Genomic DNA, 16068 nt, shown 5'->3' with positions numbered 1-16068 from the left:
CAGGCTTATGTCTAAAATCAGCCCAAAAATGAAACGGACCGATGCTTGGAACAAGCACCGGAAACTATAAATTGAAACCAATAAGGAGAAAACGTGCTATGAAGAGTAAAACGATCACGCTTCTACTGACAGCCGCTATCATTGCGATTTTTGCCGCAACAGGTATCCAGGCCGGCACTGAAGTGGAAGACACCTTTGAAATCTCAACACCCGGATATGATGACGTCAACCGCAAAAAAGGGCCGCCTCAGTTTAAACTGGTGACCTTTACCCATAAAAAACACACGGAAGATTACAACATCTCCTGCGGCGAATGTCATCATGATGAGACGGGAACGCCGTTGTCCGACCTCAAAATGGGAGATGAGGTGCATCCCTGTTATGAGTGCCACAATATTTTTGAAAAAGACAAAGACAACCGGAATGACATCATGGTTCATGAAAATGCCATGCACGGCAACTGCAGAGAATGTCACAAACAAGTCAATATCGATGCCGGGGATCCCAAAGGACGGAAAGGTCCGGCACCGACCTCCTGCACCCAGTGCCATGAAAAAGCCTGATCTTCAGGCAAACACCCGCCCGCAAAACTGAATTCCATCAGTTGAAACATAAAGGCGGCCTTGTTATGAAAACAAGGCCGCCTTTTAAAATTCTCACAAACGGTTCGATTGGCTCAAAACGTCAGCACCCGGTTATCGATCAACCGGGTTTTCCCCACCCATACGGCCATGGCCATCAGCGTTTCTTTCTGAATCAAAGCCACATCTTCCAGAGTTTCAGGATCACACAAAGACAGATAATCCACACGCATGTCCGAACCCGTGGCCAGGATATCGCCGGCCAGATCCAGCACTTTTCCGGCATCCCGCTCTCCGTTTTTCACTGCGTTTTCCGCAGTTTCCAGACACCGGGACAGCAGCAGCGCATGGGGGCGCTGGGCCGGGGTCAGGTATTTGTTTCTTGAGCTCATGGCCAGGCCATCCGGCTCCCGCACAATGGGTACTCCCACGATATCAATCCCCATATTCAAATCAGTCACCATCCGCCGGATCACGGTCAGCTGCTGAAAATCCTTTTCCCCGAACACGGCCGTGTGGGGTCTGACAATATTGAACAGTTTGGTTACCACGGTGGCCACCCCTTTGAAAAAACCGGGCCGGGAAAGCCCGCACAGATGAAAGGGCAGATTTTCCAGGGTGACATATGTCTCAAATCCCGGTGGATACATCTGTTCGTCCGTCGGGGTAAACACAGCAGACACCCCGATTTTCCGGCATTTTTCCAAATCCTGTTCCAAAGCTCTGGGATACGTGGAAAAGTCTTCACTGGGACCGAACTGGGCCGGATTCACAAAGATGGATACCACTAAGTGATCGGCACATGTCAACGCTTTTTCCATCAACGCCAGATGCCCTTCATGCAAAAATCCCATGGTGGGAACAAAAGCAATGGTCTGATCTTTTTGTCGCACGGTTTCGGAAAACCGGGTCATATCACGTATGGTCGCAATTAATTCCATGGATTAGGTTACCTCGATTGATAGGCTCTGGCCAGTTTGATTAGAGAAGGGGCCCAGGACACGGATCCCAAAGCATGAATATGGGTATAGGTGCCAAAGGTATTATATTTGTGAAATCCATCTTTTTTGTCCTCAATGCCTTTGCCCCGTTCCATTAAAAACGCCATGTCCGGGTCCTGGTACTTGATGTTTAAAATTTTCGAATACCGGAATTCGTGGCCTTTGAGCACCTCCCCCACGGGGAAAAACGGATTTTTGTGCACCACTTTCACCCGGGTATACCCGTGACCCTGGGGTTTGAGTGCCAGCCCGAACCAGATGGGCAGAATTCCGGACATCGCATATTCGTGCCCATGCAGGCAAATGCTCTGTCCTAAAAATATCAGGCCCCCGCATTCCGCGTAAATGGGGAGTCCATCCCGGGCCAATGCGTTTAAATGCTCTCTGAAAGACCGGTTTTCCGCCAGCTGCGGGGCATGGGTTTCCGGAAATCCGCCCCCCATATACAACGCATCCACGTCAGGCAGCCGGTCCTGGTTCAAGGGACTGATGAACTCCAGTTTGGCGCCTGCGTTTTCCAGGGCCTCCAGATTGTCGGGATAGTAAAACTGAAATGCGGAATCTCTGATCACCCCGACCACCACTTTCGGGTCCAAAGAGCGGCTGACGGGCGCTGAAATAGCAGATCCGGGGCCGGCGGTGCGGGTCTTTTTAAACGAAGCCGCGTCACGACAGTCTTTGATCACTGCCTGGTACAGGTCATCCAGATTCACGTGCTCTATTGCCATATTTCGAACCGCATCCAGGGCCTGAATTGAAGATCCATGTTCGGCCGATGTCACCAGCCCCATATGCCGTTCCGGAAAATCCTCGGACTGAAGTTTTGGAATCGCCCCAAATACCGGGATCCCGCAGAACTGCTGGATATTGGAAGTCACTTTTTTCCGGTGCCGGGAGCCGGCCACCTGATTGAGGATCACGCCGATGATCCGGATTTCGGGATCAAACTGCTGACACCCCATCACCAGTGCGGCCATGGTCCGGGTACTTTTGGTACAATCCAGCACCAGCAGTACGGGCAGGTTCAGCAGTTTTGCCAGCTCCGCTGTGGACGTGGATCCATCCGTATCAATCCCGTCATATAATCCCCGGTTGCCTTCCACCAGGGCGATGTCTGAACTTACGGCGTGTGAAAAATAAGAATCCCGGACCACCTGCGGGGTACAAAGAAATGTGTCCAGGTTGTAACAGGGGCGGCCGGCTGCCAGGGAAAGCCAGCCGGCATCGATATAATCAGGGCCTTTTTTAAAAGGCGAAACCGCTATTTGTTTACGTTTCCATGCCGCGGCAATCCCCAAACTGATGATGGTTTTGCCCGAACCACCCCTGAGCCCTGCCACCACCACGCCTGGAATAATGTCACTGCTTGCGTGCATGGGTTTTACGTCTTTACAATATGGGGTTATTAATTTTCACCTTCGGAAGAATGCTGGATACCGCCACCCTTAAGACCATACATGGTGGTGGAACCGGATGACCAGAATTCAAGAATTCCGTCTTCAACCATTTTATTCACGACTTTTTTGATCATTCTGGGCTTGTCATCCGGAAAAATTTTATAAAAGTCCTTGATATAGAATTTGGATTTGGTTTTGGCTTTTTTGCTCAGCCATTCAACCACAGCCTTTTGTGCTTCTTCCTTGTTGTCAAGAAGGTCACTCATTTTTGTCTCCTTTGATTTGGAATGGATGAGCCGGAGCCCCTGATGCAGGTGCCCCGGCTTATCCTCATATGTGACAGAATCCGTTCAAAAACTTAAATTTTCTAGAATTTGAACTGAGTGGATTGACGCCAGCTCATGTAAGCCTGCTGACGGAAATCATCGATCAGATGGTGGGTAAAATCCAGTTCACACACCTCAAAGAATTTTTCCCATCCGATTCTGTCAGCCCAGTCACCTAAACGCTCATATTTGTTGGCGCCTTTGGCATAGGCTTCCACCATTCTCTGGATGGTATCTGTCATGGAAGGCCATCTGGGCATTTCATTGGGCAGGAATGCCACAACCACCTTGGAGAATTTGGGGTCGGAAATCCGGTTGGACACTTTACCACCGGCCATCAGCACGATACCATCGCCTTCCGTATCTGCCAGAGGCATGGACGGACACATGGTGTAGCAGTTACCGCAGTACATGCATCGTTCGTTCTTGACGTCAACGGACTTGACTTCCTTGCCGTTGGCCAGTTGTACTTTGGCCGGTTTGATGGCTGCGGTGGGACAGGCTGAAACGGCCAGCGGAATTTCACACACTTTGTCCAGGTATTCATGGTCCAGCATGGGCGGTTTTCTGTGATATCCCAGAATGGCGATATCAGAGCAGTGAACCGCACCGCACATGTTCAGACAGCAAGCCATGGATACGCGCAACTGGGCCGGCAGCCTCATGTCCTGAAAATCGTTGAACAGCACATCCATGGCCGCCTTGACCGTTCCGGAAGCATCCGTGGCAGGCGTATGGCAGTGAATCCAGCCCTGGGTATGGACGATATTGGTAATACCTGCACCGGTTCCGCCGATGGGGAACTTGAATGATCCGCCGGCAAATTTTCTGCCAGACAGATCGTTTTTCAACGGTTCCAGCTTGTCTTTGGAATCCACCATGAATTCCACATTGTTCCGGGTAGTGAACCGCACATATCCGTCACAATGTTTGTCCGCAATTTCACAGATTTCATTGATCAGACCCGTGGACATCAGACGGGCGCCACCCACCCGAACCGTATATACTTCATCTCCTGAATCAGCCACATGCACGAGAACGCCGGGCTCAAGGATTTCATGGTGAGACCATTTGCCCTTGTTTTTGGCAATCACAGGAGGGTAAAATTCGTTATGATCTTTGGGACCGATGTCGGTAATCCGGTTTTCCATCGGTTTGTCTGGATTATAACCCGTAGAAATAAAAGCCATTATGATTCTCCCTTCCTATCTCCTATGGTGTTTTCTGTATTCGTCCACATCACGTTCCCAGCCGCCCGGTACTTCATCTTCTTTCCAGAAAATGTACGGGTTGGTTCTGGGGTAGGCAACATGCTGCGGCATGGGATCGATACCGGTCACTTCCAGCAGTTTCTGGAAGCCCTGACGCATAATCAGCTCACCTAAGCGTTCACGGTTCTTGCCTTCTTCCATCCACCAGTCCCAGATATTTTCAATGATTTCAGTAATTGCTTCGTAATCATTGTCCGGGTTGACTTCCACGAAGGGTACCAGCAGAGATCCCATCTGGGCACCGTCAAGAATCGGTGCTTTTGCCCCGCAAAGAATGGAACAACCCGTTTCTTTACCAATTTTCAGGGCTCTGGGCATGACATTGATGCAGTGCATGCACCTTGTGCAGTTGGCATTGTCAATGGTCAGTTTTTTGTTTTCAAACTTCATGCATTTGGTGGGGCACAGGGCCAGGACTTCTTTTTCAATGTCAAACGGACCCCAGTCTTTGCTGCCTTTGTGAGCGCCGGCATTGGCCGGATATGCGGGATCGTTTTCCACATATTTGTTCACGGCATCCTGATCAATGCGGATGTCGTCTTTCCAGGTGCCGATAAAGGACATGTCAGACCGGGCAATGGAGGCCACGCAACAGTTGGGGCAGCCGTCGAGTTTAAACTTGAACTTATAGGGGAATGCCGGTCTGTGCAGTTCGTCCTGATATTCGTTGGTCAGAAAATACACCAGCGCATTGGTGTCATAGCAGGCATATTCGCACCGGGACTGCCCCAGGCAGTCGGACGGGGTTCTCAGGTTGGACCCGGAACCGCCCAGGTCCTGGCCCATGTCATGGGTCAGGGTCCAGAACACTTCTTCCAGCTGCTTGGTGGTGGTCCCCAGCAGAATAATGTCACCGGTGGAGCCGTGCATGTTGGTCACACCCGAGCCTCTGAAATCCCACAGATCACACAGTTTTTTCAAATAATCCGTGGAATAATATTTTCCTGCCGGCTGATTCACCCGCATGGTGTGGAATGCTTCAACACCGGGAAAATTTTCCGGCTGGTCGCAGTATCTGCCGATAACCCCGCCGCCATAACCGAAAACACCGACGATGCCGCCGTGTTTCCAATGGGTTCTGCCATGTTTGTAGGAAAGTTCCACCACCCCGAGAAGATCGTCAACCACATCCACCGGAATCTGGAATTCAATGCCTTCCTCATTCTTTGCCCTTTTTTCCGCCTGAGCTTTCAGGTCAGAGACAAAGCTTGGCCAGGGGCCGGATTCCAGCTGGTCCAGTAAAGGAGTTTCATGCTTAGCCATTTACTTACCTCCGTTAAAAGTTAAATTACATTCAACAATGAAAAGATTTTCCAAACTTTTCATCCAATAGTCTGACACAAGTCAAATTCGATATCATTCCAAATTGTTACTATGCAAGCGACATCTTCTTTGCTTTTCTTAAAGATATATTCGCCAAAAATATCATTTGTTGGTATAGAATTTCTGTTTACACATGTCAATAAAAAAACCGGATATCCCCGTTTTTCACCCGGATTTCCGAAACCGGCTTCACAAAGCGGATACGGTCTTTTGAATCCGCTCACAATGAGCATCCAGATGTTTTCGGATCAATTGCACTTCACCTGCAGTGAAGTGCCGGTCTTCCAGCAGGTGAATCAGCATGTCATGCAGCTGGGCTGAATCAAATCTTTTCACAAATTCCAGAAACCGGGCCGTTAATCCGTCGGATTCAACCAGGGGTGTATTTTTTTGGTCATACATCTTCAAAGACCGGATCATGCCTTTCACTGCGGCATCCACCACCCTGTCCGGCAGCCATGCCAGAGACCCCGTGCCGTCCACGCGATCCAGCCGCATACACAAGGTCAGGTTCAAAAAATAAAGCAGCAGACAAAACAATTGTCTGACCCGGACATCACAAATGTCTGATGCCGTTTCCGTTAACTGCCCGATTCCCCGCACCGTTATCAGCCGCACCTCATCGTGAGAATTTACCACAAAATCCCCGGCCGCCAGATGCCACGGAAAAATTTCCAGGCCCGTATCTTTTTCATAATAATCGGTCAGCACACAGGCAATCTGTTCATAAATTTTCTCTGCCCGGTGCCAGGGAACGGGTTCGTGGGTGCCGTCATCTTTCCAGATGGCCACCTGGTAATCTTTGCCCGTCCGGGTGATGTGAAATTCACAAAACCGGTCAAACCACTGCCCCAGAAAAAACCCGATCCGGCCTTTTTTTTCCACAAAGGTTTTTGCCCCGAAAACCCGGGGAATCCAGGCCGGCTCCACCCGATCAGCCAGGTCGGCAAGCAGCCGGCACTCGGTTTCAATCAAGGTGAGTCCGGGATCACGAACCGCACCGTTGAGCACCAGAAACACGGTGGCAGACCCGGTGACGGCCGTGATTTTCAGGGGGTGATAAAAGGCCCCGTGCTTTTCCAGGCAGACGTTCAGGGCATGAATCGGTCCGGGTTCAGGGGCCAGGCAGGAGACGGCATGACAGACCATTTCTCCCTGGTCCCGGGTCAAAAAAGTATGGGCCGCCTCAAAATAATCGCCGATTGTCCATTCAGCGCGACTGTTTTCAGTGCCGGTTTTTCCGGACAACGGCATGTCCCACAACCCGGATTCGGACGTTACGGGTATTTGCCCGGGCATATGAAAGGTTATTTCCGGATCAAAAATCATCCCTGACGATGGGGTGCCAGTTCTTTTAGAAGATCCGGAGCTACGTCATATCCCAGTTCACGGGCCTTGTCGCAATGAGAAATAGCCGTTTCATAGTCTTCCAATTCCAGGTATCCCACCGCCAGATTGTTGTGGGCAATGGGAAATTCCGGTTGAATCTGAACGGCTTCCAGATTGGCCTGAATCCCTTCTTCATACAGCCCTTTCATATAGTAAGCCGTCCCTAAAGAGGCATAGGCCTGAACAAAATATTTGTTATGAATGATGGCCTTTTTCAGATGTTTGATGGCTTTGTCGATTTTTTCTTCATCTTCCTTGGCATCCTTGCCGTCCACCAGCTGGATCAGGACAAAAGCCATGTTGGCATATCCTTCGGCAAATCCGGCCCTGGCTTTGGTGGCCCGCTGGTTGAACCGGAAACAGCCTTCCAGATCTCCGCGCTGAAGACAGATTCCCCCCAGCTGCACATAGGCTTCCGCTAACGTGGGACTGTTTTCAATGGCATCGTGAAACGCTTTTTCCGCTTCCATATATTCCTGTTTTCCCAGTAACGCCACCCCCAGATTGTAATGGGTGGTGCCGCACTCGGTGTTCTGGGTCAACTGATATCTGAGTCTGGCAATATGCTCATCCGCATTCCGGGGCAGGTCTCCCCTTTTTTGCGTGTCGGACATGGGTTACTCCTTGGTGTATGGTACAAAATTTATGTCTTGTTTTCCGTCTGAAATTTCATATAATAGATGATTTGCCACAGGAGTCAAGGTATTTGGAACGCCCGGCAGGGGGAATATTTTTCTTGCATCCGCATCCCGCCTGTGGTAGCACCTGTTTTTTTGTTTTATCATGACACCATCAGAATTTTCAGGAGTCCATTGCTATGGAAAACGGATGTTTTACTGCGCTGATCACCCCGTTCACGGATACGGGGGAACCGGATCAAAACGGCCTGGAACAACTTATCGAATTTCAGATTCAAAACCATATCACCGGCATACTGGTGACCGGTACCACGGGGGAGAGCCCCACACTCAAATGGCAGGAACACATCCATGTCATTGCCCTGGCTGCCAAACAGGTCACGGGCCGGTGCCGGGTCATTGCCGGCACCGGCAGCAACAACACTCAAGAAGCCCTCACCGCAGCAGGCCATGCCGCCAAAGAAGGGGTGGATGCCATATTGATGGTGGATCCTTATTACAACGGACCCTCATCCCTTGAAATCCGCAAGGAATATTATGAAGTTGTGGCCGGACAATACCCGGACATGACGATCATCCCCTACATCATCCCGGGCCGCACCGGTGCCCAGATGCTGCCCCAGGACCTGGCCCTGCTGGCACAGGCCTGCCCCAACATCACCTGTGTCAAGGAAGCCACGGGCAATCTTGACAACATGAAACTCACCCGCAAATGCTGCGGTCCGGATTTCCAGATTTTTTCCGGGGATGACGCGCTGGTATACGACATCATGACCGATCCTGAGATCCGGGCCTGCGGGTCCATCTCCGTGATGTCCAATATCGTGCCCGGATTCATGACGCAGATGGTATCTGCCATCAATCAAGGGGACCGGGATGAAGCCGAAAGGCTCCAGGCCGTCCTTAACCCGCTCTTAGACCTGGTGGTGGTCACGACCACGGAAGAAACCGCGTTTGGACCGGTCTTATGCCGGGCCAGAAACCCGCTGCCCCTGAAAACCATGATGCAGCTGCTGGGAATGCCTTCCGGCCCCTGCCGTCCGCCTTTGGGGAAAATGACCCGCCAGGGGCTGGACAAAATCGTTGAAACCATGCAGCAGGTTCACGCCGATCATCCGGAAATATTTGCGCCCATTGCAAAATTCTTCAATATTGACATCCATGAGCGGCTTCACAATCCTGACTATCAAAACGGACTATGGTACGCATATGAATAATTTTGACAAAACCAAGACATCATTGCCGGAAACCGGCACCTGCATCAAAACCATTGAACTGAAAAACGGACAACCCCTGATCCTTACGGACCGGTCCCGGAAAATCAGTGATGATGCCTATATTGTGATCATGCAGGCCACCATGGAAATCAAAATCACACCGGACCTGTTTGACAATGAACCGCTTTCCGGTGTGACTTTGGATCAAATCCGGGATACGTTAGGGGAAACGGTCATCTATGAGTACCGCCTGGAACGCAATTTCATTTTAAACCATGAAAAAGACGAGGTACTGGCATCCCTGGTGGATACCTTCATGGCAAACATGGAACAATACATCTCCCACCCCCGGTTCGCCCCGAAACTGGTCTTAAAGCAATACAACGACCGGAAATGATGCGGTAACCAGATTCAAGGGCAAATTGCAGACTCAATGGGGTTCTTTTCAATCAATTGCTATTTGCCGCTTTTTCAAGTGCCTGTTTTGATGCCCGGTGCATCGCATTCCCGGTGCATCGCATTCAGGGCTGATTTTGAATATGATTCTTTTGTCATGGTTTTTCCTCTGCCACAACTGGCGGATTGCCATCGAACCCGGCGAGCTGACGAAGCAGGCGCCCCCATGAGCAGCCGGTTCTTGGGGGTAATGACAGCCGGGATGGCTGCGGTGTAAATCTCATATCCCGCACCTTTGAGCCTGATGGCCCGGACCGCATCCACGGCCAGGTCCGGCGCCATCCAGGACCCCAAGCCTGCCGTATCGCAGGTCTCAAGATCGTGGCAGCAGGGCAGCACCGCCACTCTGGCCCGGGCACCAACCGCCCTGGCCAGGATCATATCGGTGAGGCCGCCGCAGGCATGGGCAGAGACCACCACATCGCCGGGCAAAAGGTCGATCTCCCCCAGGTCCCGGGATTCAAAACACAGGCGTTCTCCAAGAAAGGGTCAGGTTTCGGACATAGCCGCCAGCAGGGTTCCCGCGCTTTTGGGGATATGGGTATCCACGGCCAGGGCCAAAGGCGAGGTCTGGTCCAGAATGAGCATGATCTGGGCTAAAAGCCCGTGGCCGCAAGCCAGGTCCACCACCCGTCCCCCTCTGAACCGCCGCCGCACACGCCGGGCCGTTTCCCAAGCCTCGTACAGCTCTTTTCTGGGCAGAACGCCGGCCCGGCAGACCGCTCTGGCGATGCGGTGAAATAAGGTGGCATCCGGGAACAGGTCCCCGTGCCTGGGCATGAGCCGGTTTTTGCTGGACCGCTTCATGGGGCTTTCTGCAAAATGGTTTTGACCCGGCCCACAATGCCGGATTCAAGCCTGACCTTGATGCCGTGGGGGTGAAAAGGGGATTTGGTGAGGATATCTTTGACCCGTCCCCGGGTCAGGTTTCCGGTCCGCTGATCCGGTTTCTGGACCACGTCTACAAGACTGCCTCTGGTGATGTTTTTTCTATTATTTCCGTCCATGAGATTCCGATCTTTTTTCCGGCAATGTTCAAGCTATTCAAGTGCCGTGCGTTACCCGCCCTGATAAAAGAAACACTATCAGGTTTTGCTTGATGGTGGTATCCATTATTTTTCAGGTCCATAATCATTTTTGCTTTGGATAATCATTGAGCAGGATGAATAATCGGTATTTCTTAGGTTTTAATTGTGTTGTACAAAAATCAAGTTGTCTGTATCAAAACCACGCAATTTGGACATTTCAATGAATTTTTCAATAATTTCCATCTCTACTGAAGGTGTCCGAGACAACAACCACAAATATTTTGTGCTTGGGCCGGAGACAAAAGCATATTGATAGCTTTCACGATCTAACTGTAGATTGTCACTTTCGCATCCCAACAAAATGTCACAATCTTTTGCCAAAATCAGGCCTTTTTTCAGAAAATTTGAGAATGGACCTTATACATTTTTTAGTGGGATTTGTGAGGTGCAGAAGCGCGCTAAAAAACAGATGGTAACATGCTGATTTGTAGAGGAAAAATGTTCTCACGCTTTTTTACCAAATCCCACTTTACAATTTCATCATTTTTTTTAGGCCATGTATATTGAGAATCCCCCCCTCTTATCCCCCCCGAAAGGGGGGAGGAGGATAAAGGCATGCAGCGGTTCCTGCTGTTTGGTTTCAACCTGCTCAAATTCATCAATTAATCTTATCATTTTCCCATACCTTGCTTTTTTTCACTTAGGCACTCCAAATTGGGATTTTTGACCGGATTTTTGGGATATTAATGTAACACTTTACATCTAACTCGAAAACTACATAGGACGAAGGTTCTTTAAAATCAAGGTTTTGCTGGAAGGAGCTTCGACCTGACTGATTCTTTAAGATCTTCTGGCTGAATTTTGCCATCATTGATCCCTTGCTTAATAAGATTTATAAGCTTGGGTCTTGTGAAACGCTCTCTGTATAATCTCCTAATAGACTCAACAATAATTCCTGCCATAGTTCCTAAAGAAGAATAATCAAGATTTATTATATCCCGATGGTTATCAGCAAATTTGTAATATGGTGTTGTTCCCCGTGATTTATTAAGCAACAGATGTTTTTCTTGAAGTAATGGAATTTCGATGATTAAAAAGTCTGCGGTATCCAGGTGATCAAACTGAGAAGCTATAGCTAATACAGCTTCTTCAAGTTCTGTAGAATCGTTTATACACCAAACAGACAGTGTGTTTCTAGTCGTTCTCATGCAATTGGTAATTGCATCTGAAGACGGTTCCTCGCCTTTCAAAATATCTCGCTGCATCCATTTGTTATATTCTATCTTTCTTACTAAAAGCGACATTAAGTATTCAATCCTTCAAGGTCTGTAATTACATCTTTCAGATAATCATTTAACCAGCTCTCAGAAATGTAAATATTTTTTAAAATAGGGAGACTGTCTATTGCTTCCCAGTTTTCAAAACAGCGTATTCCACACTCTTGGACCTCAGCATCTTCGTGTCGTGTTGCAGAAATAGCTATTGTCATTCCTTGAGGGTACATTAGAGAATATTCAAAATGCGATATTACTCGAAGAATTCCCGACAATGTTTGAGGATCATCAAGACTCTGCAGAAAGATATCATTGATCCATTCTCTAACAAAAGTTCCGTATTTTGATAGTGCTTCTCTAACATATTTCTCTGCTGGAGTTTCATATCCAAATTCAAATTCAACGTTGTGCAATAGTTGTAATAAATTTTGCACGAAATTATTTTTCAACTGTTCTGTATTGGATTTACATGCATCCGCAAGTGTCTCTGTCTGATTTTTTAGGCTTGGTTGTTTAGTGGTTGCGGATTTTATGAAGTCTTCTTCATATGTCTGCAAAAACAAAAGTCTTAATTTGTCTATCAGAGAATCTTCAGTATCGGATCCTCTTTCAAATTCAGAATTTATTATTGAGAATGCTTTCTCCGAGATGAAGGCATCATCTTGAACCAAATCATCTCCATCTCTTGTCGATGATTCTGTCGTTTTAAGAATACTCATGAGATAATCTCTTCTATTTCTGTTAATAAACGCTGACTTATAGTTTCTGCTTTTTGCATGAATACTCCAGCATCAATAAGTTGAAAACGTCCTTTCTTATTGTTCTGAAAAGTATTTATGTCAAAACCAATCTCAATGCAACTGAACTCCTTATCCTTGGTATTTTCTTGTCGAAGACCCTGTATACGATTGATGTCTGTGATGACGTTAACTATCTCAACGTTGTCCTTAATGGAGGTTTCATATCTTGCGACAGTCCTATAACCCCACTCAACTGGAGTGTTTTCTTGATAGAAAGAGGACATTGTCAATAATTTTTCAGCAACATTTTCAAGCTCCTCATCTTCCATTTCCTTAAGCCACCCTTTTGTCACGTAGGATAGTCGTGTACCGTTTAATGAGATGACAGAGGAAAGACGTGCAGCGTAATCATCAAGCTCCTGAGAAAATTTTTGCAAAGTTCCTATCTCACTATTTGGAACATATGTTTTTGTGAAAGCTATTCGATGGGGCTCAAATTCAATGCGCCAATCAGATTTTTTTGTAACAAGGTGTAATTGTTGGCGGGTTTGAGCGATTGGTCCTAATCGCATCTCCTGGATGGTCGTCGGCATAAAATCTGTACCGGAAAATGCTTTAAGTAAATCAGCAATAATTTCAGGCGATGGCTCAAGTCTTGAACCTGGAGCGAAAAAAGCAAATTGATACAAGTGTGTCGTTTCAAAGCTAATCATTTATATTCTTCTCCAAATTTATATAAAAATTAGTTTTTTTAGCAAAAACAATAAGTTCAGGAAGGATTAACGTCCTGAAAAATAATTTTTCAAAAGGCAACCTTACTTGCATTGACCTTAATCCAACCTTTGTGTGCACTTTTGGTATCAAATTTCATCAAACCTCCTCAAAGAATATAGCAGGACTATATCAGATAGTCACCACTTATCGGCAATATCTGGAAACCACACCAGTATATACAAAATATTAAAAATTAACCATTTTGCAAGTCTTAACTCCATAAAACCTCAACCATCGTTTCGATATCATGAAGTCTGCAAGAACACAATTATAAATTTTCCGTCCTTAAGTTTGTTGCAACAAACCTTTTCCGGACCCAGGCAAACCCCAGGATGGTGTATACCCGGGTGGTGTGATTCACCAGGTTCTGTCCTGTGGTCGGGTCAAGGATTATGATAGACTATGATTCCCAGTGCAGCTGGGACCGGCAGATGAGGGAAATTGTTTCCACCTCCTTGTCGATGCTGTGGTGGGCCCGGGGAAGAGGCATTATCTCAGTTTATTGAAGTGGCAGATCCGCCGGTTTGTAACACTGTATGCCAGGGGAAAATCGGCATTTAGGAGATTTGGCAATGCTGCCAAATCTCCTAAATGATAATGAATTGTTTTGGATCGACTCTCTATCTTTGTGCAATCCTGTCCTGGGGGGATGCCAAAGCTGATTTCAGACCTTCGTGTTCATGGAAGGGACCAGGCCCAGGATTTCATCCCCGCTCACAGTTGACGTCAGCGACGAGTGCCGGGGGGTCTGATGCCCCGGCAAAAAAATTCAGCTTTTCTTTGCCTGAAAATTTTCCTGGCCTGCATAAAACAACGTGGCTTTGAGCCATTCAAAACCGAACTGCAGCAATTTTACATCATCTTCCCGGATTTCAGCCACCCGGTCTTCAGGGATATCATACCGCTTCAAAAATGATGAATTAAATACAAAATCCCTGAATTTATCGATATTGTAACAGACCATGAAAAATATTTTTTTGCTTTCTTCAGACAGTTTCATGCTGGCAGGCAATGATTTTTTCCGGACCATGAGATCCATCCACCCTTCGTTCACCGCGTCCCGCAAATCAATGCCCTGGTCCTGGCGCCACTCGGCCACAGTCCACTCCTTGTCCTCTTCAAATCCCAGACAATGGGCTTCTTTGACCGTAAAAAAGAACTCATCCTTATCCCCCTGTTCCCCGGAATAACTTAAAGCCCCCACCCCGATGGGATAGTACCGGCAGGTGGTGGGACGATCCTCATAAATCACGCACCCGTCCTTGTCTTCCACAAACGGACAGGAGTTGCGCTCGTCATCCAGCAGTTTGAGGGTCACCACGGGCATGTCCGCTTTTTCCAGAATCCGGGGTTCGGTAAATACGGCTAAAAATTCCTCGGAAGTCAAATCCAGTTTCCGGCGCATGGTCAGAATATCATAGGGGGTGAGCATGATATCAATGCCCCGGCAGCAGTCGGTAAAACATTTGACACCTTTATGACATCGGAATTTAAACCGGGTGTTGAGACTCATCTGCTGGGGAGGGATTTCCGAAGTTTTCTGATTATTCATCTATTTCATCCTTTTGATTGAAGGGTCGCAATATGGGTAAAGCACTGGATACTAAAAAAAAACCATAATAATGTCAAGCGGATACCATCACAGGGACGTTGGATCTGTCCCATGAATCAAAGAAAAAACCCAAAATAAATTTGACACGGCCCCAAAACCCAATTATGACAAAACAGCAGACCGGCGCATATTGATCACAATCAGCAGACACATGAAGGAGTCACCATGAAAATAAAAAAAGCGGTTTTCCCGGTAGCGGGACTGGGCACCCGGTTCATACCGGCCACCAAGGCCATGGCCAAAGAAATGCTTCCTGTGGTGGACAAACCCTTGATCCAGTATGCCGTGGAAGAAGCGTTCCAGGCAGGCATCGAACAGATTATCTTTGTGACGGGCCGGGGGAAGAAAGCCCTGGAAGATCATTTTGACCGCTCGTTTGAAATCGAAATCGCTCTGGAACAAAAGAAAAAAACGGACCTGCTCAAGCAGATCCGGGAACTGGTGCCGCCTACGGGCACCATCATATACACCCGTCAGCACGAGCCTCTGGGACTGGGACATGCCATCTGGTGTGCCAGGGATATTGTGGGGGATGAACCCTTTGCCGTGCTGCTGGCCGATGACCTGATCCAGACGGACAAACCCGTGCTGTCGGAAATGATCAAAAAATTCGACCGGTTGAGGGCCTCCATGGCAGCGATCATGGAAGTGCCCCGGGACCAGACGGACAAATACGGGATACTGGATGCCACGGAGGTGGAAGAAGATATTTTCCGCGTCAATGACATGGTGGAAAAACCGGCACCGGATCAGGCCCCGTCCAATCTGGCCATTATCGGCCGGTATATTCTGATGCCCAAAATCTTTGAACTGCTGGGGAAAAAAAACAAAGGGGCCGGAGACGAGATTCAGCTCACGGATGCCATGAAGGCCCTGCTCCAGGAACAGCCCATTTTCGGATATAAATTTCATGGAAACCGGTTTGACTGCGGGGACAAGGTGGGGTTTCAGATGGCCAACCTGGCCTTTGCCCTGGAACGGCCCGACATGAAAGACCGGCTGGTGGAATTCATCAAATCGATCCGGATCGGTTGCTGACAA

General features: G+C 48.3%; 19 protein-coding genes. 4 read left to right on the top strand and 15 right to left on the bottom strand.

What is annotated here, in order from left to right; all coding sequences use genetic code 11:
* Positions 1-98: 98 nt before the first annotated feature.
* Positions 99-563, top strand: a complete 465-nt coding sequence (locus K365_RS0106040; protein WP_006966150.1) for a cytochrome c3 family protein — start codon at positions 99-101, stop codon at positions 561-563.
* Between the two features lie 113 nt (positions 564-676).
* On the opposite strand, the gene panC is transcribed toward K365_RS0106040, so the two are convergent.
* From panC to K365_RS0106005, 7 genes are all read right to left on the bottom strand, one after another.
* On the bottom strand, positions 677-1522 hold the full coding sequence (panC, locus tag K365_RS0106035) for a pantoate--beta-alanine ligase (RefSeq protein ID WP_006966151.1): 846 nt from the start codon (positions 1520-1522) through the stop codon (positions 677-679).
* A gap of 8 nt (positions 1523-1530) precedes the next feature.
* Complete coding sequence (locus K365_RS0106030; RefSeq protein ID WP_006966152.1) at positions 1531-2958, bottom strand: cobyrinic acid a,c-diamide synthase CobB; 1428 nt, start codon at positions 2956-2958, stop codon at positions 1531-1533.
* A 29-nt stretch (positions 2959-2987) separates the two neighbouring features.
* On the bottom strand, positions 2988-3245 hold the full coding sequence (locus K365_RS0106025; RefSeq protein ID WP_006966153.1) for a dissimilatory sulfite reductase D family protein: 258 nt from the start codon (positions 3243-3245) through the stop codon (positions 2988-2990).
* A gap of 101 nt (positions 3246-3346) precedes the next feature.
* Positions 3347-4495, bottom strand: coding sequence for a dissimilatory-type sulfite reductase subunit beta (gene dsrB / locus K365_RS0106020; protein WP_006966154.1), 1149 nt, complete (start codon positions 4493-4495; stop codon positions 3347-3349).
* Between the two features lie 15 nt (positions 4496-4510).
* Positions 4511-5839, bottom strand: coding sequence for a dissimilatory-type sulfite reductase subunit alpha (gene dsrA / locus K365_RS0106015; RefSeq protein WP_006966155.1), 1329 nt, complete (start codon positions 5837-5839; stop codon positions 4511-4513).
* 249 nt (positions 5840-6088) lie between these two features.
* Positions 6089-7198, bottom strand: a complete 1110-nt coding sequence (locus tag K365_RS26375; RefSeq protein ID WP_152427643.1) for a hypothetical protein — start codon at positions 7196-7198, stop codon at positions 6089-6091.
* Between the two features lie 26 nt (positions 7199-7224).
* Positions 7225-7902: a tetratricopeptide repeat protein gene (locus K365_RS0106005; protein ID WP_006966157.1), complete on the bottom strand. Its 678-nt coding sequence runs from the start codon at positions 7900-7902 to the stop codon at positions 7225-7227.
* 203 nt (positions 7903-8105) lie between these two features.
* On the opposite strand from K365_RS0106005, the gene dapA reads away from it, so the two are divergent.
* Complete coding sequence (gene dapA / locus K365_RS0106000) at positions 8106-9143, top strand: 4-hydroxy-tetrahydrodipicolinate synthase (RefSeq protein ID WP_024333897.1); 1038 nt, start codon at positions 8106-8108, stop codon at positions 9141-9143.
* A complete protein-coding gene (locus K365_RS0105995) occupies positions 9136-9540 on the top strand; it encodes a hypothetical protein (protein WP_024333896.1) in 405 nt (134 codons plus the stop codon). The genes dapA and K365_RS0105995 overlap by 8 nt, the downstream gene beginning before the upstream one ends.
* A gap of 74 nt (positions 9541-9614) precedes the next feature.
* On the opposite strand, the gene K365_RS28380 is transcribed toward K365_RS0105995, so the two are convergent.
* From K365_RS28380 to K365_RS0105955, 8 genes are all read right to left on the bottom strand, one after another.
* The gene (locus K365_RS28380; RefSeq protein ID WP_211221108.1) at positions 9615-10031 is read right to left on the bottom strand and encodes a class I SAM-dependent methyltransferase; all 417 of its coding nucleotides are present in this window, start codon (positions 10029-10031) and stop codon (positions 9615-9617) included.
* 57 nt (positions 10032-10088) lie between these two features.
* A complete protein-coding gene (locus K365_RS28375) occupies positions 10089-10406 on the bottom strand; it encodes a hypothetical protein (protein ID WP_211221107.1) in 318 nt (105 codons plus the stop codon).
* Complete coding sequence (locus K365_RS0105985) at positions 10403-10606, bottom strand: YwbE family protein (RefSeq protein ID WP_006966161.1); 204 nt, start codon at positions 10604-10606, stop codon at positions 10403-10405. Before K365_RS0105985 ends, K365_RS28375 begins: the two co-directional genes overlap by 4 nt.
* A gap of 180 nt (positions 10607-10786) precedes the next feature.
* Positions 10787-10984 (bottom strand): lipocalin family protein, encoded by a 198-nt coding sequence (locus tag K365_RS29330; RefSeq protein ID WP_156887795.1) that lies wholly within the window; start codon positions 10982-10984, stop codon positions 10787-10789.
* Between the two features lie 443 nt (positions 10985-11427).
* A complete protein-coding gene (locus K365_RS0105975) occupies positions 11428-11931 on the bottom strand; it encodes a hypothetical protein (RefSeq protein ID WP_024333895.1) in 504 nt (167 codons plus the stop codon).
* A complete protein-coding gene (locus tag K365_RS0105970) occupies positions 11931-12620 on the bottom strand; it encodes a hypothetical protein (protein ID WP_024333894.1) in 690 nt (229 codons plus the stop codon). Before K365_RS0105970 ends, K365_RS0105975 begins: the two co-directional genes overlap by 1 nt.
* Entirely contained in the window at positions 12617-13354 is a 738-nt protein-coding gene (locus tag K365_RS0105965) for a hypothetical protein (protein WP_024333893.1), read from the bottom strand. The genes K365_RS0105970 and K365_RS0105965 overlap by 4 nt, the downstream gene beginning before the upstream one ends.
* Positions 13355-14184: 830 nt before the next feature.
* Entirely contained in the window at positions 14185-14967 is a 783-nt protein-coding gene (locus K365_RS0105955; RefSeq protein WP_024333892.1) for a YkgJ family cysteine cluster protein, read from the bottom strand.
* 225 nt (positions 14968-15192) lie between these two features.
* On the opposite strand from K365_RS0105955, the gene galU reads away from it, so the two are divergent.
* Complete coding sequence (galU, locus tag K365_RS0105950; RefSeq protein ID WP_024333891.1) at positions 15193-16065, top strand: UTP--glucose-1-phosphate uridylyltransferase GalU; 873 nt, start codon at positions 15193-15195, stop codon at positions 16063-16065.
* Positions 16066-16068: the final 3 nt, after the last annotated feature.

The organism is Desulfotignum balticum DSM 7044 (assembly GCF_000421285.1).
GTDB lineage: Bacteria > Desulfobacterota > Desulfobacteria > Desulfobacterales > Desulfobacteraceae > Desulfotignum > Desulfotignum balticum.
This window is presented reverse-complemented; position numbering and strand designations above follow the sequence as displayed.

What these genes read in the sequence shown, in the direction of transcription:
- K365_RS0106040 (WP_006966150.1), top strand. Translation starts at nt 99, where the DNA reads ATGAAGAGTAAAACGATCACGCTTCTACTGACAGCCGCTATCATTGCG.
- panC (WP_006966151.1), bottom strand. Translation starts at nt 1,522, where the DNA reads ATGGAATTAATTGCGACCATACGTGATATGACCCGGTTTTCCGAAACC.
- K365_RS0106030 (WP_006966152.1), bottom strand. Translation starts at nt 2,958, where the DNA reads ATGCACGCAAGCAGTGACATTATTCCAGGCGTGGTGGTGGCAGGGCTC.
- K365_RS0106025 (WP_006966153.1), bottom strand. Translation starts at nt 3,245, where the DNA reads ATGAGTGACCTTCTTGACAACAAGGAAGAAGCACAAAAGGCTGTGGTT.
- dsrB (WP_006966154.1), bottom strand. Translation starts at nt 4,495, where the DNA reads ATGGCTTTTATTTCTACGGGTTATAATCCAGACAAACCGATGGAAAAC.
- dsrA (WP_006966155.1), bottom strand. Translation starts at nt 5,839, where the DNA reads ATGGCTAAGCATGAAACTCCTTTACTGGACCAGCTGGAATCCGGCCCC.
- K365_RS26375 (WP_152427643.1), bottom strand. Translation starts at nt 7,198, where the DNA reads ATGCCCGGGCAAATACCCGTAACGTCCGAATCCGGGTTGTGGGACATG.
- K365_RS0106005 (WP_006966157.1), bottom strand. Translation starts at nt 7,902, where the DNA reads ATGTCCGACACGCAAAAAAGGGGAGACCTGCCCCGGAATGCGGATGAG.
- dapA (WP_024333897.1), top strand. Translation starts at nt 8,106, where the DNA reads ATGGAAAACGGATGTTTTACTGCGCTGATCACCCCGTTCACGGATACG.
- K365_RS0105995 (WP_024333896.1), top strand. Translation starts at nt 9,136, where the DNA reads ATGAATAATTTTGACAAAACCAAGACATCATTGCCGGAAACCGGCACC.
- K365_RS28375 (WP_211221107.1), bottom strand. Translation starts at nt 10,406, where the DNA reads ATGAAGCGGTCCAGCAAAAACCGGCTCATGCCCAGGCACGGGGACCTG.
- K365_RS0105985 (WP_006966161.1), bottom strand. Translation starts at nt 10,606, where the DNA reads ATGGACGGAAATAATAGAAAAAACATCACCAGAGGCAGTCTTGTAGAC.
- K365_RS0105975 (WP_024333895.1), bottom strand. Translation starts at nt 11,931, where the DNA reads ATGTCGCTTTTAGTAAGAAAGATAGAATATAACAAATGGATGCAGCGA.
- K365_RS0105970 (WP_024333894.1), bottom strand. Translation starts at nt 12,620, where the DNA reads ATGAGTATTCTTAAAACGACAGAATCATCGACAAGAGATGGAGATGAT.
- K365_RS0105965 (WP_024333893.1), bottom strand. Translation starts at nt 13,354, where the DNA reads ATGATTAGCTTTGAAACGACACACTTGTATCAATTTGCTTTTTTCGCT.
- K365_RS0105955 (WP_024333892.1), bottom strand. Translation starts at nt 14,967, where the DNA reads ATGAATAATCAGAAAACTTCGGAAATCCCTCCCCAGCAGATGAGTCTC.
- galU (WP_024333891.1), top strand. Translation starts at nt 15,193, where the DNA reads ATGAAAATAAAAAAAGCGGTTTTCCCGGTAGCGGGACTGGGCACCCGG.